The organism is Wukongibacter baidiensis (assembly GCF_050888315.1).
Taxonomy (GTDB): domain Bacteria; phylum Bacillota; class Clostridia; order Peptostreptococcales; family Caminicellaceae; genus Wukongibacter; species Wukongibacter baidiensis.
In genome coordinates this window covers 5,350,568-5,376,271 of sequence record NZ_CP138202.1, presented here as the reverse complement: position 1 = coordinate 5,376,271, position 25,704 = coordinate 5,350,568, and the positions used below count along the sequence as shown (strand labels likewise).

Sequence of the window (25,704 nt, the reverse complement as noted above, 5' to 3'; positions counted from 1 at the left end):
CTTAAATAGTCATTTAAATTGTTTTAATATATTATCTTCAAAAAAAAATCTACAGTTATTGATAATTTCACAATAACCGTAGATTTTATAGTTTGCTTCCTTTTCATTATAAACAAACACCTTAAATGTTTTTCTTCTATTGATCTACTCTTACCTTGCTAGCAACATATAAATTCACCAATGAAAGAGATGCTGCTAAAAAGAATATGTATTGTGGACCCCATAGGCTCCAAACGATTCCTCCTAAGTAAGCACATATAATTGAAACCGTATGATCTAAACTAAGTCCCAAGGATAGTGTAGGCATAATATCAGAAGTATCCACAGCAATAGAACGTAGGTAGATAGTTCTTATCATACCCATTTGAGTAGACATCCTATCAACTATAAACAGCATATAGGCTAGTAATACAGGAACGCCTATGACAGGTAATCTTCCAGAAGCAAACCCTGCACTTAAAAGTCCATATACCAAATATACAAAGATAAAGGATAAGGCATCGGCGTAGAGTAGCTTCTTAATACCAAATCTATCAATCCATCTACCTAGAGCAGGAATAAAGAATATACCTATGAAGGCACCAATTATCCCTAGAATTGCTAAGGTATCAGCTTTCTTGTTTAATATATCTATAAGCACCCAAGGTCCATATACGATCATAATCTGCTTTTGTACACCCCACATAACTACCAGGGTATAATAGTACTTGTATTCTTTCCTAAAAACAAAATTCAATTTCTTATTGCTTTTTATTGGCTGTTCAATTAATCTTCCTATGAGTAAAAGTAAAATAAGAACTATTGTTAATGATAAAGCCGATATAATGAATATCCACTTTACCTTGCTTGTAAAGTCAAATAATCCCGTCCTAAACCCAATAAAAACCAGTATTCCAGCTATCATGGTAAAGGCCGTTGCTACGCCTTTATATTGACCCATTCTCTTACCGATATTCTCATCCTTAATCAGAGAAATACCTATGCTATCCTTTAGCGGCATAAACAAGTGCATACCACAGGAATTGATGAAAATGAAAACCAGCATAATTGTAAATGGAGGTGTAATAAATCCTAGTACACCTATACCTATTATACTTAGCAATTGAGCTGTAATAGCGATACGAACATCCGAAAATGATGATAATGCTGCAATAATGAATATAACAAGTACACCTGGTAATTCCCTTGGAAACTCAATAAGCCCACGTTGATAAGCTGTAATTTGATAAGCATCTTTGAAATAATTAGACATTACACTATGACTAAATCCTAAACTAAGTGCGGTTAAGGCAATGATACAAAAATAAATCAATTGAACTTTACTTAATTTTTCAGTCCCTTTAAACATTCAACCATATCCCCTCTTTTTTTCATTCTACTTTTAATTCTTCATCTAAAACCTTGTTCAATATAACATTTGTCTCTTTTTCGTATTGAAGCAATCTCAGTATAAGTTCCGTTACTGTCATTTTCCGTTCTTTCGCCATCATTTTTAAAGCCTTTTTTTGTTTCTTTGAGATTCTGATTCTTGCATAATCATCCTTTGCTTCTGGTTTAAAGTTAATATTCTTAAGCTCTATAAGCTCATTTATATCCGCCATCATCTCACCTCTATTCCGTTTTTTGTTATAACAACATGTTATCACAAAATTATTTTTTTCTCAATATTATTTTTGCCAACTAGCATTCCCAATTATTTAAACTGAAAATATTCTAACTCTAGATTTACAAACTTTATAAACTGTAACAACCTATGCTTGTTTGGTTGTGAGTTCACATGTTACAATAAATGTAATATTATGAATAAGGTGATAATATGAGGAAAATAATTATATCCATAATATCTATCTGTACTATTTTGTTTACTTTTTCATTAGGTTTTATTTATGCCGAAACTCCCTCTAAAAGGCCTATAAAGTTGACTAAGGAAGAGCAGGAATGGATAGAGTCTAATAAAAACAGAGTTTTAAAGGTTGGTTTACATCCATATTCAGGAATGGATTTTTTTGATAATAACGGAGATGATGAGGGTTATTTAATTGATATAGTAAAATTATTTGAAAATAAAACCGGCTTAGATATAGAAATTGACAAAAGTAAGGCATGGTCAGAAGCATATCAGGGTGTGCTTAATGGGTCAATTGATATACTATTTGGAGCAAACCCTACTGAAGAAAGGCTGAAATACTTGACCTTTACCAAAAGTGTTTATGATAATAAGTATTCAGTTTTCACCTTAAAGGACAGTGATATCTACACAATAGGTGATTTAGATAAGAAAAAAATTGGTTTTATTAAAGATGATATGATTATTAAGCTTTTTAATGAGAATTATGAAAATATTGATTATGATATGAAAACATATCTTGATCAATACGATGCTATAGTAGGAATGATTAATGGTGATATAGATGGTTTTATTACTACCGGTGGAGTAATGTATGAATATTTATATCAATTTCCTCAAATAAAGCATATTGCAGATATTCAAAATGTTTACTCAGAAATGACATTTTCTACACGCAAGGAAGATAAAGCTTTAACCAATATTATGAACAAAATTATTATAAGTAATAGTGAGTATATCGATAAAGTGATTCATAGATCTAATGTAAAATATTTTCGCAAGGTATTATGTTTATCTGAGAAAGAACTTAAGTGGCTAGAAGAAGGACATGTTGTACGGATAGGAATCCCAACTGACTACTTACCTATTGATCATTTTACTAGTGAAAATACTTATACCGGAATTGCAGGAGAGATGTTTTCTGAAGTCGCTAATTTAGTTGGCATTGAAGTTGAGTGCATTCCGGATTCCTTTGATACACTTTATAAACAAGCATTAAGCAATGAAATCGATGTTCTTAATATGGCAAGAAGTGAAGAGAGGGAAGCAATTTTTTCCTTTACCAATGCCTTCAGCAAAGAAAGAGATAATATTTATGGTTTAAAGTCCTCACCTCAGGTTTATGATATATATGGTTTAGAAGGTTCAAAGGTCGCAGTTATAAAGGGATTTTGGCACGAAGATTATCTTAAAAAGAATTTAAAAGAATCAGAAATTATATATACAAAAGATATTAAAGAATCCTTGGCTTTAATAGATAATCATAAAGTAGATTATTTTATTGAGAATCCTTCTGTTGCCGAATACTATATAGAAGGATTAGGATATACTGATATTGTAAAAAAAGGTACTACCTCTGCTGATTCTTTTTTGTATTTTGGAATTAATAAAGAACATGAAGCCTTAGCAACAATCTTCAATAAGGCCTTAGTATTAGTTGATTATGAAAAGGCTAAATATAGGGGTATTGAAAAGGTTCCTACACTAAAAAATATCAAAAATATAAGACTGAGTATGTATTTAATCATAGCTATTGTTTTTTTAATAGTAGGATTTCTTGTCTTAGTTAAAATAGTCAGAGATTTAGCCAATCAAAAAGCTGAGACTAAAATACTTAGGGAACGAGAGCATTTAATGTATACTGATCCACTTACTAACATCAATAACAGGCTGTTTTTTAATTCACTTGAAGAAAAAATAGATCAATATCCATATCCACAGGCTTTTATTATGATGGATTTGAATAATTTAAAACTAACCAATGATACATACGGACATCAAGCAGGAGATGAGATTATTAAGTCATTTGCCAAAGTTCTTCAACAGTTTTCCAATGATAAATTATTGATACGTATGGGTGGCGATGAGTTTCTAATCTTCCTATATAATCACGATGAATTGAAAATCCAGAAATTAATTAAGCAAATTAAAGATATATGCAGTAGTACTGAAATTTCTGTTAATGAAAATACAAAAATAAAAGGCCCTCAGCCTTCGATAGGATATGCAATACGCTATGATGCCAGTATCTCTTCAGAAAAATTATTGTTTGAAGCCGATAAAGCTATGTATGTGGACAAAGCCAAGTATAAAAAAATCGTTTATGAGGATTTTATAAGTTGATAAGATAAAAAACTGATTGATAGTTCAATCAGTTTTTCTATATTTCTCCGAAATTTATTAAAGCTCTGAGTTGCCTGTCTTTAGTAGAGGCACGTAGCCTTCTTCATATGTTTAGCTGGATCGAATCCTTCATAAACAACCGCAGTAGTCATTCCTCCAAGGGGAAGTGTTTTATTATTACTAACATGATGTGGAATATGACAATGCATGGGCCAGAACCCTGGATTGTTTGCTTTAAACACTATATCCCATGTAGTTCCTGAGGATATTAATATAGTATTTTTAAGAAGCCTATTCTCTTTTGCTATAGTATTTCCATCGGATGCAACTATTGAAAATTGATGTCCATGCAAATGAATAGGATGATTTCTAAGTCCAATATTTCCAAATCTTATCTTTACATTATCCCCTTCTTTTATTCTTAGTGGACTTGTATAGGGGAAGCACCTTCCATTCATCATAAAGAAGTTCTCATCCATTGAGAAGGGGTTGGTATTATAAACTCCCTTTTCCAATGAAAAAGCCTTAATATCTACAGTATATGCACTTAGCATAATAAAGAAATCCCTTTGTATATCTTTTTCATTAGGGTCTAAAATGATGAATCCGCCTTCAAGTCCCATCAGATCCTGCATAATAGTATAGAAGTGCGAATGGTACATATGTGTTCCCGGAGGGTTAGTTATTTTAAATCTATAATCAAAATAACACCCAGGATCAATCTTAGGCGATGGTTCTACAGCTGGAACTCCATCCATATTATTTGGTATATCTAGTCCATGCCAATGAACACTGGTAGGTTGAGGCAGTCTATTATAGACTCTAATACAAACTTCCTCACCTGGATAAGTAAATATAGTGGGCCCAGGTGTACAGCCGTTATAGCCCCAGGCATTTATGAATATTCCTGGCAGGATTTCTCTTTTCACCGGCTCTGCTATGAGCTCAAAGTATCTAACATTATTTTTTACAATACTCGGTAAGATAGGAACATCAGGTGTGATTACCATATCAACCTCCAATATATATTAATATAGTAAAATATATGATTATGATATGAGGTTTATTCTGGATCGCAAGATATAAGTACATGTGAATTGAATGGAAAAGTGAAAAAGTCTTTCTCACTTAATGATATGATATAGACATGCTTTAGCTACTAACTACTAGTTTCGAGGCCATTCCATTAGATATTTAAAGCCTAATTGACGTAACCCAATTACCCAGTAGCTAGTAGCTAACTAATTTTTTAATACTATTCTCTATTACTTCTACGTAAAATCCTTGCCGCTTCTCTAAAGTCTCCATTGTCTATTTCTCTCATGATACCGTATGCTTGACTAGGAGTTGTTATATTTGGATCCATTTCACTAACAATATCTTTAATTGCGTGTTCAGTCATTGTTCCACTGATAGCTTGGGCATTTGCCTTAGCCTCTAGTGTATCCATAACTTCCCTTACTGCATCTTGCATTCTTGACATTCCCTGTCCTCCCATTTTTACTTAATATATAATCATCTACTATCATAGTTACCAAGAGTAATATTAGTATGTGGAAATATTTTAAACATTATTTAACCCAGATTATTCATGAAAAGTTTGAAAGGGTTCAAGTAGTTTTGAATTTTTCATGAATAATCTGGGTTTAACATGATAGTGACCCATATATTATAAAAATATCTTGAGATTATGGAAAAAGTCAATTTTTTCGTATAAGCTTTGATGACATGGAAACATTTATGATTAACTTACTTATTTCTAATGGCATCCCCTAATTTTCTTCCTAATTCCGTTGCTTTTTCCTTAGTTTCTTCATCATTTTCAAATCTATAAAATAGCTCGGGCGTTATTTTTGTTCCCTTGCCATACATCATAGCTGCTACACTCTGATCACAGGTTTCACCATATCCACAAGAAAGACATGGAACATTGCCATCTATTTTTATCGATCCTGCACATTCCATCTCTAACCATCCAAAATACCCACATAAATCTTTTTCAATGGCATCATTATTGATAATACCTCCAGCGATTGCTGCACCTATCTTTCCCTTTGTTAACATTACTTTATGTCTCACTGGATATAGTCGCTCAAGGAAGGTTTTAGTCAATGCATTTAATGTTCCAAAGGTTGGAAAACCACTAAACACCAATGCTTCTGCCTCTAGAATTTTATCCAATAGTTGGTTCATATCGTCTTTTTGAATACATCGATTATCCTTTGCACATTCTAAACATCCCATACAAGGCTTAATATCAAGTTCACTTAGACGAATCATCTCATACTCTGCTTCAGACGATCTCAATACATGCTCCATAGCTTTTTCAATTGTTCCAGACTTGATAGCTGTTCCACTAAACCCTAAAATCTTTGCCATTTTAATTCCTCCTGTTTTTAATTTTTAATCACATACTTATTCCGAGAATCAAACCCAAATTATCATTCTCTCTACTAATTATGCAATTTTTGTAAAAACCCTCTGACTATTATTGTCGTTTTTTATCTAGTTTTGTCTATTTCAGAGTTTTATCCCCTCTTCGCTTTAGTTATCTCATTCTTCATTATGCTTAGGTAATATTTAGCAAATTCAATTTTGTTCCATTTTTTCCTATTGTTCCTACAATCTAAATGTGGTAGAATTTCTATGAATCAGCCTAAAGAAATTATACAGTTCTATAAGTATGATTCAAAAACTTACGAAAGAAAAATATGTAAATTTAAGGAGACAGAACTTATGGAGAGTCAAAATCTATATGAAAGCATCACCGGTAATTTAGATTATAAAATTGAGGAATTAAGATTAAATCAAAATGTTGGGCTGGGAGTTTTAGGTGGATTTTTAGGATGTCTTATTGGAGCAATAATTTGGGCAGCTGTAACAGTTATAACAGATTTTCAAATCGGTTGGATGGCCGTAGGGGTTGGTTTTATAGTTGGAAAAAGTGTTGGTTATTGCGGTAAGGGAATAGATTCACATTTCGGAATAATCGGTGCAACATTCTCGCTTATAGGATGTTTATTAGGAAATCTATTGGCTACTTTCATTATTATTTCAAGAGTAGAAGGTATTGCACTTTTTGAATTATTAAATTATATAAATGTTCAAGTTATATTTGAAATATTTAAATTTACCTTCTCACCTATGGATTTAGTTTTTTATGCCCTAGCAGTATATGAAGGCTATAAATTTTCTATAAAGTCTGTTAACATCAATGACCTTGAGCAGCCTGTTAGCTCTGAACATCTAATATAATCTTACTTATTAAGTAGGAAATCCTTGTGGTTTTCTATTTTTCTAATTTCTTGAAATAACTACTCAATTCTGTTCTTATCTCGTAAATAATGCTATAATTAAAATATTACCTATTATAATTCAATAATGAGGAGGCTGTAATATGTCTGGTATTATAAAAGAGATTATGCTTTCTATATTAGGAATCATATTATTTGGTCTTGGAGTATATCTTTTGAATGGAAAAGGATTCTTGCTTGGAATAATTATACTCGTTGCTACACTTTTTTTAATTTTTTATATAAAGCTACATCGTTCTATGAGGATTGTACAAAAAAGAGCAAATACAACACCTAAAAAAGCAGCTAAAATATAAAAGCACTTGGCTTAGCCAAGTGCTTTCGCTATGTCTCAAAGTATATTTTATATCTTATTATTAAAGTTCATAAAATGCGTTTTTTTCAACAAAACATTCAACAAATTCCTTATCATGCATATTATATTATAAGATGCATTTTAGAGGTGATGTTATGATAATTTATGACGTCAAGCCTGGGGATAATCTATGGTCACTATCTCAAAGGTTTGGTGTACCCATGCAGTCAATTATTAGTACAAATGGAATAACTCAACCTAACAATTTAGTTATTGGAATGGATTTAGTTATTCCTGTAGATTCGTTTTTGTACATTGTAAGATCTGGGGATAGCTTATGGTCTATTGGTCAAAAATTTAATGTTGATTATAGAAATATTGCAAGCTTTAATAATTTAAAATATCCCTACTCACTATTTGTTGGACAGAAATTGCAAATACCAGTTAAAAACGTTAACTACACAGTAAGATATGGCGATAGTCTTTGGTCTATCTCTCAACGCTTCAATACAACAGCTTCCCAAATTATAGCCCTTAACGGCCTACAATATCCTTACCTAATATATCCTGGTCAAAATCTTGTTATATATGACAGTCAAAAACAAAAACCAGTTATTGAAACTCTAGGTTATTATAGACCTACTACAGAACAGGCTAATTTGTTCATGATTGATACCCTTGGACCATACCTTACTTACCTAGGAGTCTTTGATTTCCCAATAACTTCATCAGGTGAAATATTAGGTGAACTAGATCCAGATATGTTAAAGGCCGCTCGTGAAAAGGGAGTTATGGCCCTACCAGTCTTAACAAATTTGAGGTTTGGAAGTTTTAGTCCTGAACTTGCTAGAGATGTACTTTCAGATACTGCTAATCTTAATAATTTAATAAGTAATATAGTCGCTTTACTTGAAAAATATGATCTTGGTGGCATTATCATAGATTTTGAGAATTTATATCCAGCAGATAGAAATTTATTTACTAGATTTATTCGTCAACTCTCTCAAGCACTACGTGATAGAAATAAAATTCTTATCGTAAATCTTGCTCCAAAGTGGGGCGATTGGCCTGATCGAGACTGGGCGGGTTTCTTTGATTATAATGCCATAGGTGAATATATCGATATTGCCGCTATCATGACCTATGAATGGGGTTGGCGTGAGGGTCCTCCAAGACCAACTGCACCTATTGATTATGTAAAACGGTCCCTAGACTATGCTATTGCAAATGGTATTCCAGCAAATAAGATTCTTATGGGTATGACGCTTTACGGCTATGACTGGGAGCTTCCCAATACTCCTGAAAACGTAGCAACTACTGTTACACTACCTCATGTATGGGATCGTGGAATAAAGTATAATGCTAGAATACACTTTGACGATGAAGCAAAACAACCGTATATGAATTATATAGATTATAACAACAGTCAGCATCGAATATGGTTTGAAAATGCCCTTAGTCACTACTATAAATATGAATTGGTTAAGGAGTATGGTTTAAGAGGTACTTTCTATTGGCTTATTAATCAACCATTCCCTTCTACATGGTATATGATATCTAATTTATTTAAAGTAAGACACTTGTTATAGATAAGGCTTAGATGGTGAGGTGATAGTAATAAATGCCTAAGTCAAATCAGGAACTAGCGACGGAAATAACAGTGGCATGGATAAATGCCGTAGGTAATGGAATAGCTTCTGGTAAACTCCGCGGTGAATTGCTACAGTTAGATGATATCCAAAAAGCTTATCAAATTGCCTACGATTCAATTATTAATTGTAAGTATTACAACCTTAAAAACATTAATCCTAAAAATAATAATAGTCTTAAAAAGAATAATCCACAAAATGATAGTTCTAAAACTAGCAGTTCTAGGAAAGTCTATTAAGTTCCTACTATATTGTCTGACTCACAATTATTTTCATCATTGCTTATATAATTAGCACAATACAATCCTATCAATACTCCATTGTAGGTTTCTATTGTGCTATTTGTAATATTTGCTTCTTCTACCACCTTCATTCTACATAAGTACTTGCCTTTTTCAGGCCATAATTTCATGAACCTTTTTTTGCGCTAAGAATACTATATACGGAGGAAATTTTCATCTGTTCTTAATAGAAAAATACTTATAAAGGGAGGTTTCATTGGTGACTATTGCTGATATTATTAGAAGCCAATTTCAAGGGGTTGACGTTGAAGTCAATACATTAGGTGGATTCACATTCATTGGAACTGTGTCAGACGGTTCTGATAATTTAGTTGTTTTAAACAACGCCGGTGTACTTACTACTATAGAGGGGGAAGATATTGTAGCTTTTAGGCCTTTATAGTATTTATAAAATTAAGGTGGGGCGTCTCAGAATTGCGAATTTCTGAAACACCCCAGGGCTGAGCTCGTAAGAAATCTTTATGAGACAGCCCTTTTATCGTTTCATTTGTACTTTTAAAATTTTTAAAGCTTTACTTAGAATTTCTATGTATTTTACATAAAACATAATTTTATGCACCTTTTTTGCAGACAAGAATAGTATGTACCGAGATAAAAGGTGCCTGTATCTCAGAGAAAAAAATATATCAAAATCTTATGAAAGGAGATTTTATTTATGAGTATAGCTGATATTATCAGAAATCAGTTTCAAGGAGTTAATGTTGAAATTAATACACTAGGTGGATTCACATTCACCGGAACTGTTTCAGATGGTTCTGAAGAAGATGATCTAGTTGTTTTAAACAATGCTGGTGTGCTCACTACTATACAAGGAGAAGATATTGTAGCTTTTAGACCTTTATAATATAGTAACCAGGGGGATGCCTCTTAAAAGCATCTTTTAAGTTTAATCTATGGGTGTCACAGAGTAACTGAATTTTAGTTCTTGAAATTCATAATTCTGAGACACCCTTTTTTATATTCCACAATAATTCCCTTTTATAATGACATTGAATTATTCGGAGTTTAATTTAAAATTTCTACTTATTTTCATAAAAACATAATTTATTGCACCTTTTTTGCAGACAAGAATAGTATGTACCGAGATAAAAGGTGCCTGTATCTCAAAAGAAAAAATATATCAAAAATCTTATGAAGGGAGATCTTATTTATGTCTATCGCTGATATTATTAGAAATCAATTCCAAGGAGTTGATGTTGAAATCAATACATTGGGCGGATTTACATTTACAGGAACTGTATCAGACGGTTCTGATGATCTAGTTGTTTTAAACAATGGCGGTGTACTCACTACTATTCAAGGAGAAGATATTGTAGCTTTTAGACCTTTATAATCTGAATTTAGACTAAATATCTCATAATGATGAACTTCTGACTTATCTAAAATTAAGGCGGATTGGTATTTACATTAGTACTTACCAACCCGCCTTAATTTCTAAACATTATGCTTATACATATATAATTTTAATCAGCTATTCTTACTGCTCTTACAAAGTTGTAAACAATTCTTGAATCGCCCTGAGGACCTTTATATTGAGGATATTCCTCTTTATCTCCTGTTTTTGGGTCACTTCTTTGGGCTCCTGCACCGTGAACATCCATAAACTCATTATTCATATATCCGAGTGCCTCACCAAATGCAACGTATACAGCATTTATGCCTAATTCACGTCCCTCTAAATGGGTTGTACTAGTCCAGTAGAATGGATAGTTTTTCTCTCCATTGACATCTACAATAGATGTAGATTTAAACATTGAGTCGATAGCTGCGGAATTTGTTGTATCAAGAGATCTAGTATAGTCTACGATACTTTGAAGCTCCTTAGCATCCGGTAGTTTCCAATCATCATAACCTGCATATTCAAGATCTTCAGCCCACTCAAGTGCTTCTTCCCAATCCATTTTCCCATCTTCATCTTGGCCAGCTTCAAAGTGACCGCTGTCATACTTAAGCCACATAAGACCCGTTGAAAGGTCGGTAATGGTTCCGTCACCATTATTAACAAAGTCGTTCATACCGTAATTTGTGTTTCCACGTACATACATAACGTAGAATTTTTTGCTATTTATTCCATATCCTTTTATACGACCATCTGCGAAATTCACACCAAACATGGTTGTATTTCCATTCATTGTGGTACTTTCGTAGATGGTACTAGTTGCATACTGAGAATCAATAAAACGTTCACCTGTTACATCTCCATATTCAAATTCAAAGTAATCTGTGTCAATATAAGGTGTTGACGAATCTGCCGACTTCTCTGTAATACCATTAAACTGGATTAATGAATAAAGCTCTTTTATAGTTGGTAAACGCCAATCATCATAGCCTGCAAGTTCAAAATCCTTTATGTTCTCTACAGCTTCTTCCCATGTCATTTTTTCACCGGGATCTTGTTGCCACATTAGACCTGTAACATTGTCTGTGATTGTTCCATCGCCATTATCTGTGTAGTCTGGTGTGTTTCCTTCATAATTTCCATCTTGCCCATAGAAATCATCATCTTCATCTGGTTCACTAATCTCACTTCTATCGCTATAAAATTCTTCTTGACCTGTATCAACTATTGGATATCCGCTTTTACTTGCTGAATATCCTGCATCTTTTAATAACTTAGCTTCAATAGCTTTAGCCTCTTTAAAGGCAATTGAGCTAACTTGTTCGCGTGGTCCTTGAGAATTTCCTGTCCCTTGATTGTTCCCTGGTACTTGATTATTTCCTGGTCTTTGCTTCTTACCTGACTCTTTATTTTCTCCTGTTGGTCTCAGTATTTCTCCAAGTTTTTGTGCTTGACTTTGTGTAATTATACCAGCTTCTATAGCACCACGTATTGGATCCTGAGTTCCTTTGCTTTGACCTTTACTTCCTTTTACTGGCCTATTCTTCTCAAGGTAACTTTTTAATTCAGTTGCTTTAGCTTCAGTTAATACGCCTTCTTCTACAAGCTGCTTAAGTGCAGCTTCCATTTGTTCCTTCATCGTGTTCTGCGAGTTGCCCATCATATTGTTCTGACTATTGCCATATGTAGGCTTTGGCTCTACTTGATAAATCGTACCTTTATTATACTCTGCTGAAGCAAGATAACTACATCCTGAAAATACTATTACTGCAGCCATTAGCATTACAAGTATCTTTTTCATCATTTTATTTTTCATTTCATCTTCCCTCCAATATTCTTTGATTACTAATAGAATATCAAGAACTTGTGATGGACTTGTGTTAAATTAGATAATCACAAAAAATATTATTCCATCATCAGTATTTTTGGCACCATACTTTCCTCCATGTCCTTCCATTATCCCCTTTACTATAGATAATCCTAAACCAGACCCACTCATGTCTCTATTTCTAGATTTATCTATTTTATAGAAGCTGTCCCAAATATAAGGTAGTTTATCTTCATCTATATGACTACCTGTATTTTTTACATTTATGCAAATACCCTCATCTACTTCTTCAGCCCAGATAGTAATACTCCCGTATCTTGGCATATTATTTATAGCGTTACTTATAAAATTATCTATTACTTGGGTTATCCGGGAAATATCCATTTTCACTTCCGTTTTAGGTGCTTCTTTTACAGTAAGTGATATATTATTGTCCTTAACAAAACCTTTATATCTATTTTGAATCTCAGATAAATAATCTGCTAGATCAACACTTTTTTTCTCAATTTTATATTCATTTAATTCCATCTTCATAAGCTGTACTAAGTCCTTAACCATGCCTGTCATACGATCACTTTCATCTAGGATAACATCTATATAACGTTTACGCTCTTCATCATTATCGGCTATATCATATTTTATCCCATCTGCATAACTCTTGATAACTCCAATAGGTGTTTTGAATTCATGGGATACCGCTGCGATAAACTGTTTACGCATTTCCTCAACTTCTTTGAGTATGTCTACATCACTTTGCAGTTTATCATTTGCCATTTGAAGCGCATTAATATTTTTACTCAATTCATCGGATATATTATTAATGTTCTCTCCTAATTTAGATATCTCATCCCTTCCCTTTGCATCAAACCTATCGGTAAAATCTAGCTTAGCAATTTTTTCAGTTTGTCTATGGAGTGATATTATAGGTTTTGTTTCTCTATCTACTAGAAAATATACAAAAATACCACCGATAATAATAGCAATAGCACTAGCCATCATTATAAACTCATTAGAGATTTGTACATTTTCAATCAGTATCCCTATAGGCTTTATAAGCATAATAGTTCTATCATCAACTAGTTTTATATTCAATTCAAGATTTTTCTTTTGTCCTGAAGGGCTTAATGTAATTCCAAAGTCCAACTCATTTTCCGACACGGTGGCTTTCTTTAAAGATTGATACTGCAGGGGATTAGGCCTATTGGGTTGAAATCTAGAATTATCAGGCTGTAAATCAGCCTTTGCAATAGGTCTAATCGGGCTCATATGAAATTGAGGTGGTCTTCGCCTCCCCGCTGGTATCACTAGAAATTCAATACCTGTCTCTATGTAATTATCACGAAAATAATCCATAATTTCTACATCTTCTTTTCCTTTCGCATAGGGAATTATATCATAGGCTATTTTCATAAAAATCTTTTCATTTTGATATATACTATACTTAAATAGAAGTGTTGCGTTCAGCAGTATAATAAGTCCCACGGCTAGAACCACTACGGATAAAAAGATGACAAATATTTTGGCCTTAATAGATTTCATCTATTTTTCCTCCTCAAAGCAATAGCCATAACGATAAATGGTTTTAATATTATCCCCTAGTTTTCCAAGTTTAGACCTTAAGCTTTTTATGTGGGTGTCTATGGTTCGTAGGTTTCCATCATACTCATAACCCCATACTCTATCTAAAATCTGTTCTCTACTTAATGCCTGCCCTCTATTTTTTACTAAATATATAAGTAAGTTAAACTCTCTAGGTGTAAGGTTTAGAATTTCTCCGTTTAACTTAACCCTTCGCCTGTCTTCATCTAGTTCCATTCCAGCCCAAACTAAGACTTGATTCTCTTCCTTATGCTTTCTTCTTAAAAGAGCTTTGATATGGGCAAGCAATAGAGGATACGAAAAGGGTTTCGATATGTAATCATCAGCGCCAATATCCATACCCTTAATTTCGTTTATATCGTCTCCTAGTGCGGTAAGCATCAAAATAGGAACGTCAGAAATTTTACGAATTTCCTCACAGGCCTCAAAGCCATCCATTTCGGGCATCATAACATCTAAAATAACTAGATCATAATTAGGGTTATCTGTGAATATTTCCAATGCTTCCATACCGTTTACAGCAGTAGTCACTTCATATTCATTTTTTTTCAAAAAAGCTTTTACAATATCTCTATAGCGTTTATCATCTTCGCCGTACAATATAGACTTCTTCATATAATCATTCCTTATTTAGTTATTTATACGGATTTCACATAGTAAGGCTTAGTTTATATATATTAGGTCCAATTTTATATCATAAATATATCATTGATCAATTTATTTTTCAATTTTCTAATATTAGATATAATACATCAAATCCTCCATTCTACTTAACCTTATTTATTTGAAATGAATAAAACTCATGTGTCCATGGTATAATTGTTAGTGAATACATATGAAGGGAATGATGATTTATGCCTCTAGCAGTTTATCTACTACCTATAATTCCTTTGCTAGTAGCAGCTATCGTAGTGGGATTAATATTCTATAGACTTAATAAGGCTGGCGAGAGCGGAAGATTTAGAGTTGTATATAAACAGAATTCATTACCACATTATAGAATTGTTGTAGATACTAAAACAGGAGTGAATTATTTGCTTTCTTATAATAGTGGTTTAACTGTATTATTGGATCAATATGGAAAACCAGTGATAACTCCTATTAGAGATAACTTTTAGATTTTTAGTTTATATTACCGTATAATCCCGGATTATTAATAATTTTAAAAAAGGTATTGACATATGTCTTCTTTACCATTATAATTTAATTCAAATTATTATTCAGAAGTTCGAATAATTATTCTTATGCTATTCAATTAAATATTTTATAAATCATTGATTGAGAGTAGTAGATTTGTGGATTAATTACAGAGAGTTAGACGTTGGTGAGAGTCTAATATTATAAAGCAAATTGAATGGACTCATGAGTTGAAGCTGAAATTTTAGTAAGCGACACGGGCTTCTCCCGTTATAGAGATAGGATATCGGATCTTTTCCCGTATCTAAAGAAGATTGCTATGATAATTAAAATCTTGTTATCATTGTAAACATGAGGTGGCACCGCGATATATTCGTCCTCTATATGCATAAGCATATAGGGGATTTTTTATTTTTATTTTCTTTTTGAAAGGAGGGCTGACAATCATGAAAAATACATGAACATGAAAGTTACAAAGAGTTGTATTTAAAGAGAAGATAAAATTTAACCCGAATTATTCATGAAAAGTTTGAAAGGGTGCAAGTAATTTTGTATTCTAAGTCTTCCATCAAGTTCGAAGGCATACTCAAACAGTACGTCGAGAATTTGATGGATGTCTTAGAATCAAAAGGACGCAGCAGAGTTTTGAATTTTTCATGGATAATTCGGGTTCAAGGGTTGTTTAGCCCTAACTTTAAGGAGGAAATATTATGAGAAATAAAGATGGATATTTTGGAGAATTTGGTGGTTGTTATGTTCCTGATGTGTTAAAAGAAATCTTAGGAGAAGTTGAAAAGGCATTTTTTAAATATATTGAAGATGATTCCTTCAAGGAAGAGCTTCGTTATTATCAACAAGAGTATATTGGGAGGGCTAATCCATTATACTATGCTGAAAACTTGACTAAAAATATTGGTGGAGCAAAAATATATCTGAAAAGAGAAGATTTAAACCATACTGGTGCCCATAAAATAAATAATACTATAGGCCAGGTGTTGTTGGCTAAAAGAATGGGTAAAAAGAGGATAATAGCTGAAACTGGAGCGGGTCAGCATGGGGTTGCAACCGCAACTGTATGTGCCCTATTTGATATGGATTGCACCATATATATGGGCGAAAAGGATATTGAAAGACAAAGCTTAAATGTTTTCAAGATGGAATTATTAGGTGCAAAGGTTGTTCCAGCTACAAGTGGTAGAAAAACCTTGAAAGATGCCGTTGACGCTGCTCTAGATGATTTTGTTAAAAACTGTGATACAACCTTTTATCTCTTAGGATCTGCAGTTGGTCCCCACCCCTATCCTATTATGGTAAGGGAGTTCCAGAGTATTATTGGAAAAGAAGCTAGGGAGCAAATATTAGAGAAGGAAGGAAGGCTTCCAGACTACTTAGTAGCTTGTGTTGGTGGAGGTAGTAATGCTATAGGTCTTTTCCATGCATTTTATAATGATGCAAATGTAGGGATCATTGGTGTAGAGCCAGCTGGTCTTGGATTAGATACCGAGGATCATGCCGCTTCTATTACTACAGGTAGTGTTGGTATAATTCACGGCTTCAAATGTTACACAATTCAGGATGCAGATGGCAATGATTTGCCAGTACATTCTATAGCTGCTGGACTTGACTATCCAGGTGTTGGCCCAGAACATTGTTTTTATAAAGACTCTAACAGAGCTGAATATGTGACTGTTACTGATAAAGAAGCCTTAGATGCATTTAAAATTCTTAGTAAGACCGAAGGCATAATTCCTGCTCTTGAGAGCTCCCATGCCCTAAGCTATTCAATGAAGCTGGCTGAGACTTTACCAAAGGATAAAATCATTATTGTAAACCTTTCTGGTAGAGGAGATAAGGATGCAAAGCAAATTAAGGAAATGTTAGAAAATGAATAGTGTAGATTCCTAATTGCTAGATTAAACTTACTCAAGTTTCTGAGTTATAACTCTATAGTTAGGAACATCTATAAAATGGCGGTTCTTCAATAGAATCGTCATTTTTATATACACTAACTTCTTGTATATTATTTTCTAGTCCTTCAACCTGAAGTTTTTATCTTCGGTCAATATTCTTAATATTTCAAAAACAATTTATCAAGATATTTTAATATGTTATAATAATTGTATATTATAATCCAAGTGTGCAATCCAAGCTGATTATTGATGACAATTTTAACTTTCTAACAAAGCGAGGCTCGGGATATGGACAAACTTTTAATAAATATGTATGATAAAAAGTCTATTGAATATTTGGCAAACCATTTAAAGCTTCTACTTAAAGAAGGTCAAAAGATCAGTATCCTTTGTATTGGTACGGATAGAATAATTCCCGATAGTTTAGGTCCTATGATTGGTACTATATTATCTGAAAACATAGTTTTAGATGATATAAAAATAATTGGAACTCTAGAATCTCCTCTCCATGCGTTAAATATGAAAAAAAGAATTAAAAGAGAACTAGATAAGGATGAACTCGTTATCGCAATTGATGCCAACAAAGGTGCTAGGGTTGGAGAAATTCAAGTCCTAGATCATCCTATTTCTCCAGGTAAGGGACTTCGTAAAAATCTACCTCAAGTTGGACACATTTCTATAGTAGGCACAACCTTGGAAAATGGAGAATTAACTGATATATATGATCATAAAATACGTTTAGGTGATATATATAAGATGGCAAAAACAATATCATCATCACTATCCCTAGCCATTAACGAACTAAGATATGAATAATCTATAATATTTATATGTTTTTTGTAAAAAGTATTGGAAAAGAAAGTCAAAGTTTAATATAATAAAATAGTAATATATGACTATTTTATTCTTAAGAGGTGGCACAATGAGCTTAGACAAAGATTTTCAGACTTTTTTCAATACTACTGAATATGGTGTAGCTATATTAAATATCGAGAACTTACAATATCGCTGTCATAAAATGAATGACACTCTTAGAGAGTATTTACAATATTCAGAAGAAGAAATCAATTCAATAAACTTTAAGGATTTAACACATCCTGAGGACTTTGATAAATCTAAGTCATATATATATAAACTCTTAAGTAGGGAAATAGACGAATATTCCATAGTAAAGAGATATATAAGGAAGGATAAATCCATTCTCTATGCTAATATTACAACTATGCTTTTATCAAGTAAGTATGTACTTTTAGTTGTACATGATATTTCTAAAGCTGGAAAGTTTATTAGCGATATCAAGGATAAAAAGGAAGAGCTTTCCGATGAAGTAATTGACAACTTTTGTGACAATATAAATGGTGAAGCATTCTATGAAATCGATAAAAGACGAAAATATTTCCGTGTAAAATTTTTTCAGCCGGTATGTTCCAAGCTTAAAATTTTAACGATTAATGATAAAGCCGTTGATGCTTCCGCAGCCTCAATCTGTGTAAAAAACATTGGTTTAGGTGGGTTGAAATTCTCTAATCACCTTGATTTTCCAATCGATCCGGCTGTTACATATAGTTTTAATCTAACGCTTTTGGGACATGAGTTTAACCTAAGAGGGAAAATTGTGAGGACTATTGAAGAAAAAAATCGTCCTGAGTATGGAGTTGAGTTCATTATGGATGAAACTGAACGTACGACATTGGCAAGAATATTAAACAATGTGACTCTTTTACAGAGAAATCATTTATCTTTATACGATTGCAGTTTTTGTAAAGGTTGTTATTCTAAAACCAATAAGAAATAGAACTTTATAATTCATGGAGTGATTTTGATGTCTAATCTAAAGATAAGAAATGTATTACCTAGTGATTTAGAGCATGTTACAGAAATAGAGGCTGCTTGTTTTCCTGCTGCTGAAGCTGCCCCAAGAGATGCTTTTAAAAATAGAATATTAGTTTTTCCAGAAGGATTTTTTGTTGCTGAGCTAGATAATGAGATTATCGGTTTTATTAACGGTGGTGCAACTGACAAGAGCCATATAGAAGATGAATTTTTTGGAAACATGGAACTACATAAGGATGCTGGAAAGAATTTAGTAATCTTTGGTCTAGATGTTCATCCAAAATATCAACGAAGAGGATTTGCTAAGGAATTAATGCTGCATTTTATTGAAGAAGCAAAAAAGAGTGATAGAGAGAAAGTTTTACTTACATGTAAAGAACATCTAATAGGTTATTATGAGCAATTTGGTTATGTTAATGAAGGCGTATCAGAGTCTCAGCATGGAGGCGCAAAGTGGTATGATATGTATCTTGAGTTAAAATAATATCTATAAAAGGGGATGTCTCAGAATGGCAAATTTCTGCGTTATTTGAAATTTACTCATTCTGAAACACTCTGTGGGCTGAACTCATAAGATGTTCTTATGAGACAGCCCCTTTACTTATAAATTTTCTATTTATATTCTTGCCTAAGAAGAGATAACATATTTAAGTCCTGATACATTTCTCTAAAGTATGCATATTTTCTCAATAGCCCTTCGTATTGAAAACCTAATCTTTTTAATAGCTCTTCTGAAGCAATATTTTCTGGATATACTACTGCCTCTATTCTATTCAAATCCATTTGCTCAAAACCATATTTTACAATAGCCCCAACTGCCTCTTTCATATATCCATAGCCCCAATGTTCCTCTGCTAGCTCATATCCTATTTCAGTCCTTGAATGTGATTTTTTCCAATTGTGAAACCCACATGTTCCTATAAATATATTCCTATCCTTCAACTCAATCCCCCACCTTATAGCCTCATTTGATTCAAAGGTTTGAGAAAATTTACTCATAAGCTCCTCTGCTTCAGTTATTTCCGTCATAGGGAATCTACCATAATACTGCATTATTTTCTCGTTTGAAAATATCTTGAACATTTTTTCTACATCATTTTTCTCAAGCTTTCTTAATGTCAATCTTTCTGTTTTTATTACTGGAAACTCTATAAAAATACCGTCTTTAATCATTGTTTCATCCCTTTCTTAATTAATGTTTCTATCTTATAACCTACTACAATAGCTCATTTTCGAAATCAACCCAGTACTGATTCTTGATGTTCTTAACTTCTTTTTTATCTAAAACCTTATATGAAATTTCTTGCTCTGAAGCATCGTTTTTTAACTCCTCAATTTCATCCACTACCTTATTTACTATACTACTCTTGCCTTTAAGAATTATGTGTTTTCCAATTCTTCTTACAATAATTTTATCTCTAAAAATAGATATTCTTTTGGGTATATAAATCTTACGACTTCCTTCGTCTAAGTCTATTTTATATTTTGCTTTGTCCCCTATTTCTCGGTCAATTTCTTTTAATAAATCATATGGCTTACTGGATTGATATATTTTTATTGCAGGTATATTTCTAAAAGTATCCACAATACCTCCCAGTAAAAAATACATTATATGTGATATCTTATCCATTTTCATTAAATATTCTATAAAGGCCTGAAATGGGTTAAAGTATCCACCATGTACAAATACGTTAATTAAGGACGTTATAAGAAAAAGAGTAACTGTTAAATTAATTATACTTTTAAAAAAGGCTAAAATGAAATCTATTATTCTTTTCAAAGCTCGCTCTCCTAAATTTGATTTTTTAATACTGTCTAGTTATTTTATGCTTTCATAAACTCTATTTGAACTGACTTACAAATTGAAATCAGGTAAATTATCTTCTGCTTTACTATATTTTTTATCTGCTTTCATCTTATACATAATCTTATCTACTTGACTATACGAACTCTCAAAATCTGCTTGATATCTTAGAATGCCAAAGGATATGTCAACTTTCTTACTCTGAATCTTCTCTTTAAATTCTTGTCGGATACTAGCAATAATTTTTTTAGCTACTGCTTCCTCTGTATTCTTCAAAACAATTAGAAATTCATCCCCACCTAATCGTATAATAAAATCATTTTCTTTTATATGATTTTTTATTGTAGTAACTACTCCACTTAGTAGAGCATCTCCATGACTATGACCATAGGTGTCATTATAGTACTTTAAATTATCTACATCTATCAGAATAAGAGTATCATCTATATTCATGTGTATATCTTCAAGGATATTTCTGTTATATGCACCGGTCAGTTGATCTGTCACAGATTTTTCATATATTTTAATTTTTTCATTATATATATTTGTAAACTCTAGTATAATTGTAAAGCCTAAGCCTACTGAATATACAATGATCCCATAGGGGAACATATATGGGGTATTGCCTTTTAATATCACTGATAAAACCGTGTAAATTAAAGTAAGCGTTACAAAGCTCATTGGAAAAATAAACGGTGCCATTTTGTGCTTGAAAAATAGCACAATTGTATAAATAGGACTAATTACCGTAATTACATTTAAGATGTTTATTCTACTTCTCAGGGTAATAAAGTCTTCACTTGTCATTACAAGAATAATCGCTAGAACAACACTCAAAAATATAAGCCTTCTTAATTTTAGAGTTCGATTAGTATACTTTTCTATACCCCAGATCAAAAATATTCCGGACCCATAACAACTTGAAAATAGTATTTTTCTAATAAATAGAAAGGTATTAATATCGCCGGAATAGAGTCTATACAGACAGTCGAAGGAATACAAAGATACTAAAATTGTACTTAAACCTAAACATAGATACATAATTCTATGTTCTTTATTGAATATTGAGATAGTAATCATTATAAAAGCAATTGATATACTGATTCCTAGCATAATCAGATGTATATCATTGTTGATAAAGTTAAACACACTAATCCTTCCTATAACATTTTTCTTTAAATCAATGAAGGGAGGAATATGCATACCTACATCATCTAATAAATACGTCTCAATCCGGAGATCATTCTTTTCTTTTAAAATTTTATCATCTATACTTATAACCTGTGCGTAATTCCAAATATTTGCAGTAGGGCTATCAAAATCTCCAGCCTGTGAAATCAGAAAATCATTGATATAGACCTTGAACGCATAGCAGCTTATCTTCGGTATTACAAGAGTATCCCCTTCTGGCTTGTTAAAGGAAGTTTTGAACTCAGCCAGTCCTGACTTTTTTGGAAATTGATAATAGGGAAGTTCAATCTCTATCGTTTTATTATCAATTGTCAAAGACCAATTCTTATCTAACACATAACCCGTTGGCCTTGGAAGGTAGCTTAAGGACCAAAACAATATTAAAAATAGTAGACAAGCTATTAATATTTTTCTAACTCTCATCTTAAGCATCTCCATCAATAATAATAGTGTGCATGTATTTGGAATATTTCTATAAAAGTTTCAATATTCCTGTCTAATTCTGTAATTTAAACTAATTATTAATATAATAAAACCCAGATCATCTAATTAAATCTTGAGAATCTGGGTTTTATATTATGAATAAATAGATTAAGTAAAGAATTAGAGAAATACAATTTCGATAGTCTATGAATATTTATATTGTATAAATAAATGTTTAGATGAATCTATTATATGGTTTGGCTATTCTATTCATTTCGATATATACATTATAAAGTTTTTCCATCTTCCTCAATCATCTTTAAATCTTCTAGTTTAGTGCTCTTACCAAAGAAATGAATAATTGCCCAAACAGCCGTTAGACCTAAAGGTATGATTACTATAGGTGTCAGATTCATAAATCCAACTAGAAGCAAACCTACTATGGCCAATCCTGCTCCTATCAATGCATATGGAATCTGGGTTTTAACATGGTGAAGATGATCTGAACCAGATGACATTGAGGATAGTATGGTTGTATCTGATATTGGTGAGCAGTGATCTCCAAAAATAGCCCCTGCTAAAACTGCACTAAGTGAAGCTAAAACTATAGGTGATTCTGTAGGGTTTACCGATACAAGAGACGCCGCTAGAGGAACAGCTAAAGGCACCACTATGGTCATAGTACCCCATGATGTACCAGTTGCAAAGGCTACTAAGCAAGATATTGTAAAAACAAGGGCCGGTAAAAAGCCTGCTGGCATATTGCTCTTGGCTACAATTCCCACTAAGAAATCTGCAGTTCCAACACCTTGAATAACGCTTCCTAATGACCAAGAAAATACTAGGATTACACTTACATCTAATAAGCCCTTTGCACCCTCAAACCAAGCATCAAAAGTCTCTTGTAGATTTAGAATTTTTTGAGTGTTTGCAAGTATACCTGCTACTATACTTGCAGTAACAGCACCCCAAACTAAAACAACACTAGAATCTGCATTACCGAAGCAAGTTCTAATCCCTTCTATTGTAAAGGGATCAACACCTGGGTCGCTATTTAGATATCCATTATACCAAAGACCGCAAAAAGCAACTACAATCAATGTCATAATCGGGATTATTGCATTATATGCTTTATATTCCTTATCAGAATCGGCTTGTTTCGCTTCTATATCATTACTTGATAATGGAGATGCATCATCTGCCAGCACTTTCCCAGTTAGTCTTGCTCTCTTTTCAGCTTCATACATAGGCCCAAAGTCCTTGCCCATATAGGCTAGTAAAAACACCATAGCTAGAGCAAAAATATTATAAAAGTAATAGGGAATACTTCTGAAATACACATCATATGCATTGACATCTATTCCTAATGATTCAAATGCAGTGTTGATAAGACCTAGCTCAAACCCAATCCAAGTTGAAATAAGGGCTAGACCAGCTACAGGAGATGCGGTTGAGTCAACAATATAGGACAGTTTCTCGCGAGAAACCTTAAGTTTATCTGTTAGTGGTCGCATAGTTGGACCTACAATGAGAAGATTTGCAAGATCATCGAAAAATACAAGACAACCCAATATTCCAGTTACAATTTGTGCACTTACAGGAGTTTTTGCTTTCTTTATTAAATAATTTGCTACTGCCTGAGTGCCTCCCATTTTAGTTACAATACCTATCATACCACCTATTGTAATTGTAAATATGATAATAGCCGCATACCATGAATCGGCTAAAGAAGGAATCATATATTCATCTAGGGCTCGTAAAAATCCATAGAAGGGATTCCATCCATTTAACATTAGAGAACCAGTAAATACACCTATAAATAACGATAGAACAACTTGCTTAGTAACAAATGCCAGAACAATAGCGATGAGTGGTGGTAATAAGCTTAACCAACCAAAATTCACGACATCCTCTCCTTCAGAGGCTGCTAAAACTGGAGTAGTAGTAGAAAGGAGTAGAATAAAGGCAAGCATAATCAAAAAGATTTTTTTCTTTGTCATCTTGTTTCCTCCTTTAATCTATCTTTAGTTAGGTTCCTTTTTAATTGACGAATGTAATTTTTTGTATATATTTAGATATCTAAATATATACTTACTAATATCCTCTAATTCTTTACTATAATCCAAATTAGTACTTATTCAATAATTCAACCATCAAGTCTTCTCCAATATTCCCCCCCGAAATTATTAACGCAACATTCTTCCCATTAAATCTCTCTGGTTCTTGCATAAGAGCAGCAATACTTATACAGCTTGAGGGCTCCGCTACTATCTTCTCTTTTTTTATCATATGGGATACGGCTCTTTCAATAAATGATTCTTTGACTTCAATAATTTCATCAATACAATCCTTCGCCATTTGATAGGCTAATTCACCCACGCCACCAACTAGAGCCTCACAGATTGATTCGTCTATAGGGTATTCATCATAAAATACATTGTCCTCAAGGGATTTAATCATAGCAGGGCAGGCTTCCGTTTGCAGACCAATAATTTTAATTGAAGATTTGATAGCCTTAGCAGCTACGCTTACTCCTGTAATAAGTCCACCGCCTCCTATTGGAACCATTATTGTATCAATATCTGGATTTTGTATTAATATTTCAAGGGCTGTTGTTCCCTGTCCGGCATATACAAGTGGGTCTCCATAGTAAGGGTCTATATAGGTCATATCATGATTTTTTACATAATCCATACCAATACTATGGGTTTCATCGTAGTTGTCACCTATGATTTTTACTTCTCCTCCATAATATTTGATTTTATCAATTTTACTTTTTGGAGTTACTTTGGGCACAAAAATTAATACCTTATCTATTCCTAATAGCTTAGATGCATAACTGACCGCTGCCCCATGATTCCCAGAGGATACAGCTACAACACCTTTTTTCTTTTCTTCCTCTGTTAGAGTAGTCATTTTACTTAGTGCTCCCCTTAGTTTAAAGCTTTTAGGAGGCTGTAAACATTCGAGTTTTAAATAATAGTTTGTATTTTCATTACTTAGGTATATTGATTTTTCTAATGGAGTCATATATATTTTATCTTTAATTCTTTTGTATGCTTCCACCACATCATTGTAATTGAACATATTAGCCCACCTTCTTATTAGGG

27 protein-coding genes and 1 other annotated feature are annotated in these 25,704 nt (G+C 32.8%); of the genes, 13 read left to right on the top strand and 14 right to left on the bottom strand.

The annotated features are described in order from the left end of the window. Nucleotides 1–136: 136 nt before the first annotated feature. Nucleotides 137–1,348 carry an MFS transporter gene (locus R9X47_RS24235; protein WP_432663665.1) on the bottom strand — a complete coding sequence of 404 codons (1,212 nt, stop codon included), beginning with the start codon at nt 1,346–1,348 and terminating at the stop codon, nt 137–139. A 22-nt stretch (nt 1,349–1,370) separates the two neighbouring features. Continuing rightward, nucleotides 1,371–1,604, bottom strand: a complete 234-nt coding sequence (locus R9X47_RS24230; RefSeq protein WP_432663664.1) for a hypothetical protein — start codon at nt 1,602–1,604, stop codon at nt 1,371–1,373. 212 nt (nt 1,605–1,816) lie between these two features. On the opposite strand from R9X47_RS24230, the gene R9X47_RS24225 reads away from it, so the two are divergent. After that, nucleotides 1,817–3,970 carry a transporter substrate-binding domain-containing diguanylate cyclase gene (locus R9X47_RS24225; RefSeq protein ID WP_432663663.1) on the top strand — a complete coding sequence of 718 codons (2,154 nt, stop codon included), beginning with the start codon at nt 1,817–1,819 and terminating at the stop codon, nt 3,968–3,970. An 80-nt stretch (nt 3,971–4,050) separates the two neighbouring features. Here R9X47_RS24225 and R9X47_RS24220 read toward each other — a convergent pair whose 3' ends face one another. From R9X47_RS24220 to R9X47_RS24210, 3 genes are all read right to left on the bottom strand, one after another. Next, nucleotides 4,051–4,980 (bottom strand): multicopper oxidase family protein, encoded by a 930-nt coding sequence (locus R9X47_RS24220; protein WP_432663662.1) that lies wholly within the window; start codon nt 4,978–4,980, stop codon nt 4,051–4,053. Nucleotides 4,981–5,225: 245 nt separating this feature from the next. Continuing rightward, nucleotides 5,226–5,453: a hypothetical protein gene (locus R9X47_RS24215; RefSeq protein ID WP_432663661.1), complete on the bottom strand. Its 228-nt coding sequence runs from the start codon at nt 5,451–5,453 to the stop codon at nt 5,226–5,228. Between the two features lie 266 nt (nt 5,454–5,719). Further along, nucleotides 5,720–6,349 carry a flavodoxin family protein gene (locus R9X47_RS24210; RefSeq protein ID WP_432663660.1) on the bottom strand — a complete coding sequence of 210 codons (630 nt, stop codon included), beginning with the start codon at nt 6,347–6,349 and terminating at the stop codon, nt 5,720–5,722. Between the two features lie 357 nt (nt 6,350–6,706). On the opposite strand from R9X47_RS24210, the gene R9X47_RS24205 reads away from it, so the two are divergent. The 4 genes from R9X47_RS24205 (at nt 6,707) to R9X47_RS24190 (ending at nt 9,467) form a co-directional block, all read left to right on the top strand. Then, nucleotides 6,707–7,225 carry a hypothetical protein gene (locus R9X47_RS24205; protein WP_432663659.1) on the top strand — a complete coding sequence of 173 codons (519 nt, stop codon included), beginning with the start codon at nt 6,707–6,709 and terminating at the stop codon, nt 7,223–7,225. A 142-nt stretch (nt 7,226–7,367) separates the two neighbouring features. Next, nucleotides 7,368–7,580, top strand: coding sequence for a hypothetical protein (locus tag R9X47_RS24200; protein WP_432663658.1), 213 nt, complete (start codon nt 7,368–7,370; stop codon nt 7,578–7,580). Nucleotides 7,581–7,734: 154 nt separating this feature from the next. Next, entirely contained in the window at nt 7,735–9,168 is a 1,434-nt protein-coding gene (locus R9X47_RS24195) for a LysM peptidoglycan-binding domain-containing protein (protein WP_432663657.1), read from the top strand. Between the two features lie 32 nt (nt 9,169–9,200). Then, nucleotides 9,201–9,467, top strand: a complete 267-nt coding sequence (locus R9X47_RS24190; protein WP_432663656.1) for a hypothetical protein — start codon at nt 9,201–9,203, stop codon at nt 9,465–9,467. On the opposite strand, the gene R9X47_RS24185 is transcribed toward R9X47_RS24190, so the two are convergent. Then, nucleotides 9,464–9,640 carry a hypothetical protein gene (locus R9X47_RS24185; RefSeq protein WP_432663655.1) on the bottom strand — a complete coding sequence of 59 codons (177 nt, stop codon included), beginning with the start codon at nt 9,638–9,640 and terminating at the stop codon, nt 9,464–9,466. The two genes, R9X47_RS24190 and R9X47_RS24185, sit on opposite strands and share 4 nt — an antisense overlap. 89 nt (nt 9,641–9,729) lie before the next feature. On the opposite strand from R9X47_RS24185, the gene R9X47_RS24180 reads away from it, so the two are divergent. From R9X47_RS24180 to R9X47_RS24170, 3 genes are all read left to right on the top strand, one after another. Continuing rightward, nucleotides 9,730–9,912, top strand: coding sequence for a DUF6897 domain-containing protein (locus R9X47_RS24180; protein WP_432663654.1), 183 nt, complete (start codon nt 9,730–9,732; stop codon nt 9,910–9,912). A 273-nt stretch (nt 9,913–10,185) separates the two neighbouring features. After that, the gene (locus tag R9X47_RS24175; protein ID WP_432663653.1) at nt 10,186–10,374 is read left to right on the top strand and encodes a hypothetical protein; all 189 of its coding nucleotides are present in this window, start codon (nt 10,186–10,188) and stop codon (nt 10,372–10,374) included. A gap of 306 nt (nt 10,375–10,680) precedes the next feature. Next, a complete protein-coding gene (locus R9X47_RS24170; RefSeq protein WP_432663652.1) occupies nt 10,681–10,863 on the top strand; it encodes a DUF6897 domain-containing protein in 183 nt (60 codons plus the stop codon). 130 nt (nt 10,864–10,993) lie between these two features. Here R9X47_RS24170 and R9X47_RS24165 read toward each other — a convergent pair whose 3' ends face one another. The 3 genes from R9X47_RS24165 to R9X47_RS24155 all read right to left on the bottom strand — a co-directional run bounded on the left by R9X47_RS24165 (nt 10,994) and on the right by R9X47_RS24155 (nt 14,911). Beyond that, nucleotides 10,994–12,685 carry a DUF1566 domain-containing protein gene (locus tag R9X47_RS24165; protein WP_432663651.1) on the bottom strand — a complete coding sequence of 564 codons (1,692 nt, stop codon included), beginning with the start codon at nt 12,683–12,685 and terminating at the stop codon, nt 10,994–10,996. A 69-nt stretch (nt 12,686–12,754) separates the two neighbouring features. Then, nucleotides 12,755–14,236, bottom strand: a complete 1,482-nt coding sequence (locus R9X47_RS24160) for a sensor histidine kinase (RefSeq protein WP_432663650.1) — start codon at nt 14,234–14,236, stop codon at nt 12,755–12,757. Beyond that, nucleotides 14,237–14,911, bottom strand: coding sequence for a response regulator transcription factor (locus R9X47_RS24155; RefSeq protein ID WP_432663649.1), 675 nt, complete (start codon nt 14,909–14,911; stop codon nt 14,237–14,239). A 239-nt stretch (nt 14,912–15,150) separates the two neighbouring features. Here R9X47_RS24155 and R9X47_RS24150 point away from each other — a divergent pair, with 239 nt between their 5' ends. The 5 genes from R9X47_RS24150 (at nt 15,151) to R9X47_RS24130 (ending at nt 19,660) form a co-directional block, all read left to right on the top strand. Continuing rightward, entirely contained in the window at nt 15,151–15,414 is a 264-nt protein-coding gene (locus tag R9X47_RS24150) for a DUF6440 family protein (RefSeq protein ID WP_432663648.1), read from the top strand. A 147-nt stretch (nt 15,415–15,561) separates the two neighbouring features. Then, nucleotides 15,562–15,817: a binding site (T-box leader), on the top strand. A 326-nt stretch (nt 15,818–16,143) separates the two neighbouring features. Then, nucleotides 16,144–17,325, top strand: a complete 1,182-nt coding sequence (trpB, locus tag R9X47_RS24145; protein WP_432663647.1) for a tryptophan synthase subunit beta — start codon at nt 16,144–16,146, stop codon at nt 17,323–17,325. Between the two features lie 306 nt (nt 17,326–17,631). Beyond that, nucleotides 17,632–18,159 carry a spore protease YyaC gene (yyaC, locus tag R9X47_RS24140; protein WP_432663646.1) on the top strand — a complete coding sequence of 176 codons (528 nt, stop codon included), beginning with the start codon at nt 17,632–17,634 and terminating at the stop codon, nt 18,157–18,159. 106 nt (nt 18,160–18,265) lie between these two features. Next, nucleotides 18,266–19,138, top strand: coding sequence for a PAS domain S-box protein (locus tag R9X47_RS24135; RefSeq protein WP_432663645.1), 873 nt, complete (start codon nt 18,266–18,268; stop codon nt 19,136–19,138). A gap of 27 nt (nt 19,139–19,165) precedes the next feature. Continuing rightward, complete coding sequence (locus R9X47_RS24130; protein ID WP_432663644.1) at nt 19,166–19,660, top strand: GNAT family N-acetyltransferase; 495 nt, start codon at nt 19,166–19,168, stop codon at nt 19,658–19,660. 128 nt (nt 19,661–19,788) lie between these two features. On the opposite strand, the gene R9X47_RS24125 is transcribed toward R9X47_RS24130, so the two are convergent. From R9X47_RS24125 to R9X47_RS24105, 5 genes are all read right to left on the bottom strand, one after another. Next, a complete protein-coding gene (locus R9X47_RS24125) occupies nt 19,789–20,349 on the bottom strand; it encodes a GNAT family N-acetyltransferase (RefSeq protein WP_432663643.1) in 561 nt (186 codons plus the stop codon). A gap of 43 nt (nt 20,350–20,392) precedes the next feature. Further along, complete coding sequence (locus tag R9X47_RS24120) at nt 20,393–20,956, bottom strand: hypothetical protein (protein WP_432663642.1); 564 nt, start codon at nt 20,954–20,956, stop codon at nt 20,393–20,395. A gap of 75 nt (nt 20,957–21,031) precedes the next feature. Continuing rightward, a complete protein-coding gene (locus R9X47_RS24115; protein WP_432663641.1) occupies nt 21,032–22,594 on the bottom strand; it encodes a GGDEF domain-containing protein in 1,563 nt (520 codons plus the stop codon). Between the two features lie 287 nt (nt 22,595–22,881). After that, entirely contained in the window at nt 22,882–24,594 is a 1,713-nt protein-coding gene (locus R9X47_RS24110) for a Na+/H+ antiporter NhaC family protein (RefSeq protein ID WP_432663640.1), read from the bottom strand. Between the two features lie 127 nt (nt 24,595–24,721). After that, nucleotides 24,722–25,681, bottom strand: coding sequence for a threonine ammonia-lyase (locus R9X47_RS24105; RefSeq protein ID WP_432663639.1), 960 nt, complete (start codon nt 25,679–25,681; stop codon nt 24,722–24,724). Between the last annotated feature and the right edge of the window lie 23 nt (nt 25,682–25,704).

Excerpts from the sequence above, each read along its gene's own strand:
- R9X47_RS24205 (WP_432663659.1), top strand. The coding sequence starts at position 6,707 with ATGGAGAGTCAAAATCTATATGAAAGCATCACCGGTAATTTAGATTAT.
- R9X47_RS24135 (WP_432663645.1), top strand. The coding sequence starts at position 18,266 with ATGAGCTTAGACAAAGATTTTCAGACTTTTTTCAATACTACTGAATAT.
- trpB (WP_432663647.1), top strand. The coding sequence starts at position 16,144 with ATGAGAAATAAAGATGGATATTTTGGAGAATTTGGTGGTTGTTATGTT.
- R9X47_RS24185 (WP_432663655.1), bottom strand. The coding sequence starts at position 9,640 with ATGAAATTATGGCCTGAAAAAGGCAAGTACTTATGTAGAATGAAGGTG.
- R9X47_RS24155 (WP_432663649.1), bottom strand. The coding sequence starts at position 14,911 with ATGAAGAAGTCTATATTGTACGGCGAAGATGATAAACGCTATAGAGAT.
- R9X47_RS24190 (WP_432663656.1), top strand. The coding sequence starts at position 9,201 with ATGCCTAAGTCAAATCAGGAACTAGCGACGGAAATAACAGTGGCATGG.
- R9X47_RS24210 (WP_432663660.1), bottom strand. The coding sequence starts at position 6,349 with ATGGCAAAGATTTTAGGGTTTAGTGGAACAGCTATCAAGTCTGGAACA.
- R9X47_RS24170 (WP_432663652.1), top strand. The coding sequence starts at position 10,681 with ATGTCTATCGCTGATATTATTAGAAATCAATTCCAAGGAGTTGATGTT.
- R9X47_RS24165 (WP_432663651.1), bottom strand. The coding sequence starts at position 12,685 with ATGAAAAATAAAATGATGAAAAAGATACTTGTAATGCTAATGGCTGCA.
- R9X47_RS24235 (WP_432663665.1), bottom strand. The coding sequence starts at position 1,348 with ATGTTTAAAGGGACTGAAAAATTAAGTAAAGTTCAATTGATTTATTTT.
- R9X47_RS24230 (WP_432663664.1), bottom strand. The coding sequence starts at position 1,604 with ATGATGGCGGATATAAATGAGCTTATAGAGCTTAAGAATATTAACTTT.
- R9X47_RS24115 (WP_432663641.1), bottom strand. The coding sequence starts at position 22,594 with ATGAGAGTTAGAAAAATATTAATAGCTTGTCTACTATTTTTAATATTG.
- R9X47_RS24220 (WP_432663662.1), bottom strand. The coding sequence starts at position 4,980 with ATGGTAATCACACCTGATGTTCCTATCTTACCGAGTATTGTAAAAAAT.
- R9X47_RS24215 (WP_432663661.1), bottom strand. The coding sequence starts at position 5,453 with ATGTCAAGAATGCAAGATGCAGTAAGGGAAGTTATGGATACACTAGAG.
- yyaC (WP_432663646.1), top strand. The coding sequence starts at position 17,632 with ATGGACAAACTTTTAATAAATATGTATGATAAAAAGTCTATTGAATAT.
- R9X47_RS24195 (WP_432663657.1), top strand. The coding sequence starts at position 7,735 with ATGATAATTTATGACGTCAAGCCTGGGGATAATCTATGGTCACTATCT.
- R9X47_RS24200 (WP_432663658.1), top strand. The coding sequence starts at position 7,368 with ATGTCTGGTATTATAAAAGAGATTATGCTTTCTATATTAGGAATCATA.
- R9X47_RS24150 (WP_432663648.1), top strand. The coding sequence starts at position 15,151 with ATGCCTCTAGCAGTTTATCTACTACCTATAATTCCTTTGCTAGTAGCA.
- R9X47_RS24130 (WP_432663644.1), top strand. The coding sequence starts at position 19,166 with ATGTCTAATCTAAAGATAAGAAATGTATTACCTAGTGATTTAGAGCAT.
- R9X47_RS24105 (WP_432663639.1), bottom strand. The coding sequence starts at position 25,681 with ATGTTCAATTACAATGATGTGGTGGAAGCATACAAAAGAATTAAAGAT.
- R9X47_RS24110 (WP_432663640.1), bottom strand. The coding sequence starts at position 24,594 with ATGACAAAGAAAAAAATCTTTTTGATTATGCTTGCCTTTATTCTACTC.
- R9X47_RS24225 (WP_432663663.1), top strand. The coding sequence starts at position 1,817 with ATGAGGAAAATAATTATATCCATAATATCTATCTGTACTATTTTGTTT.
- R9X47_RS24160 (WP_432663650.1), bottom strand. The coding sequence starts at position 14,236 with ATGAAATCTATTAAGGCCAAAATATTTGTCATCTTTTTATCCGTAGTG.
- R9X47_RS24175 (WP_432663653.1), top strand. The coding sequence starts at position 10,186 with ATGAGTATAGCTGATATTATCAGAAATCAGTTTCAAGGAGTTAATGTT.
- R9X47_RS24125 (WP_432663643.1), bottom strand. The coding sequence starts at position 20,349 with ATGATTAAAGACGGTATTTTTATAGAGTTTCCAGTAATAAAAACAGAA.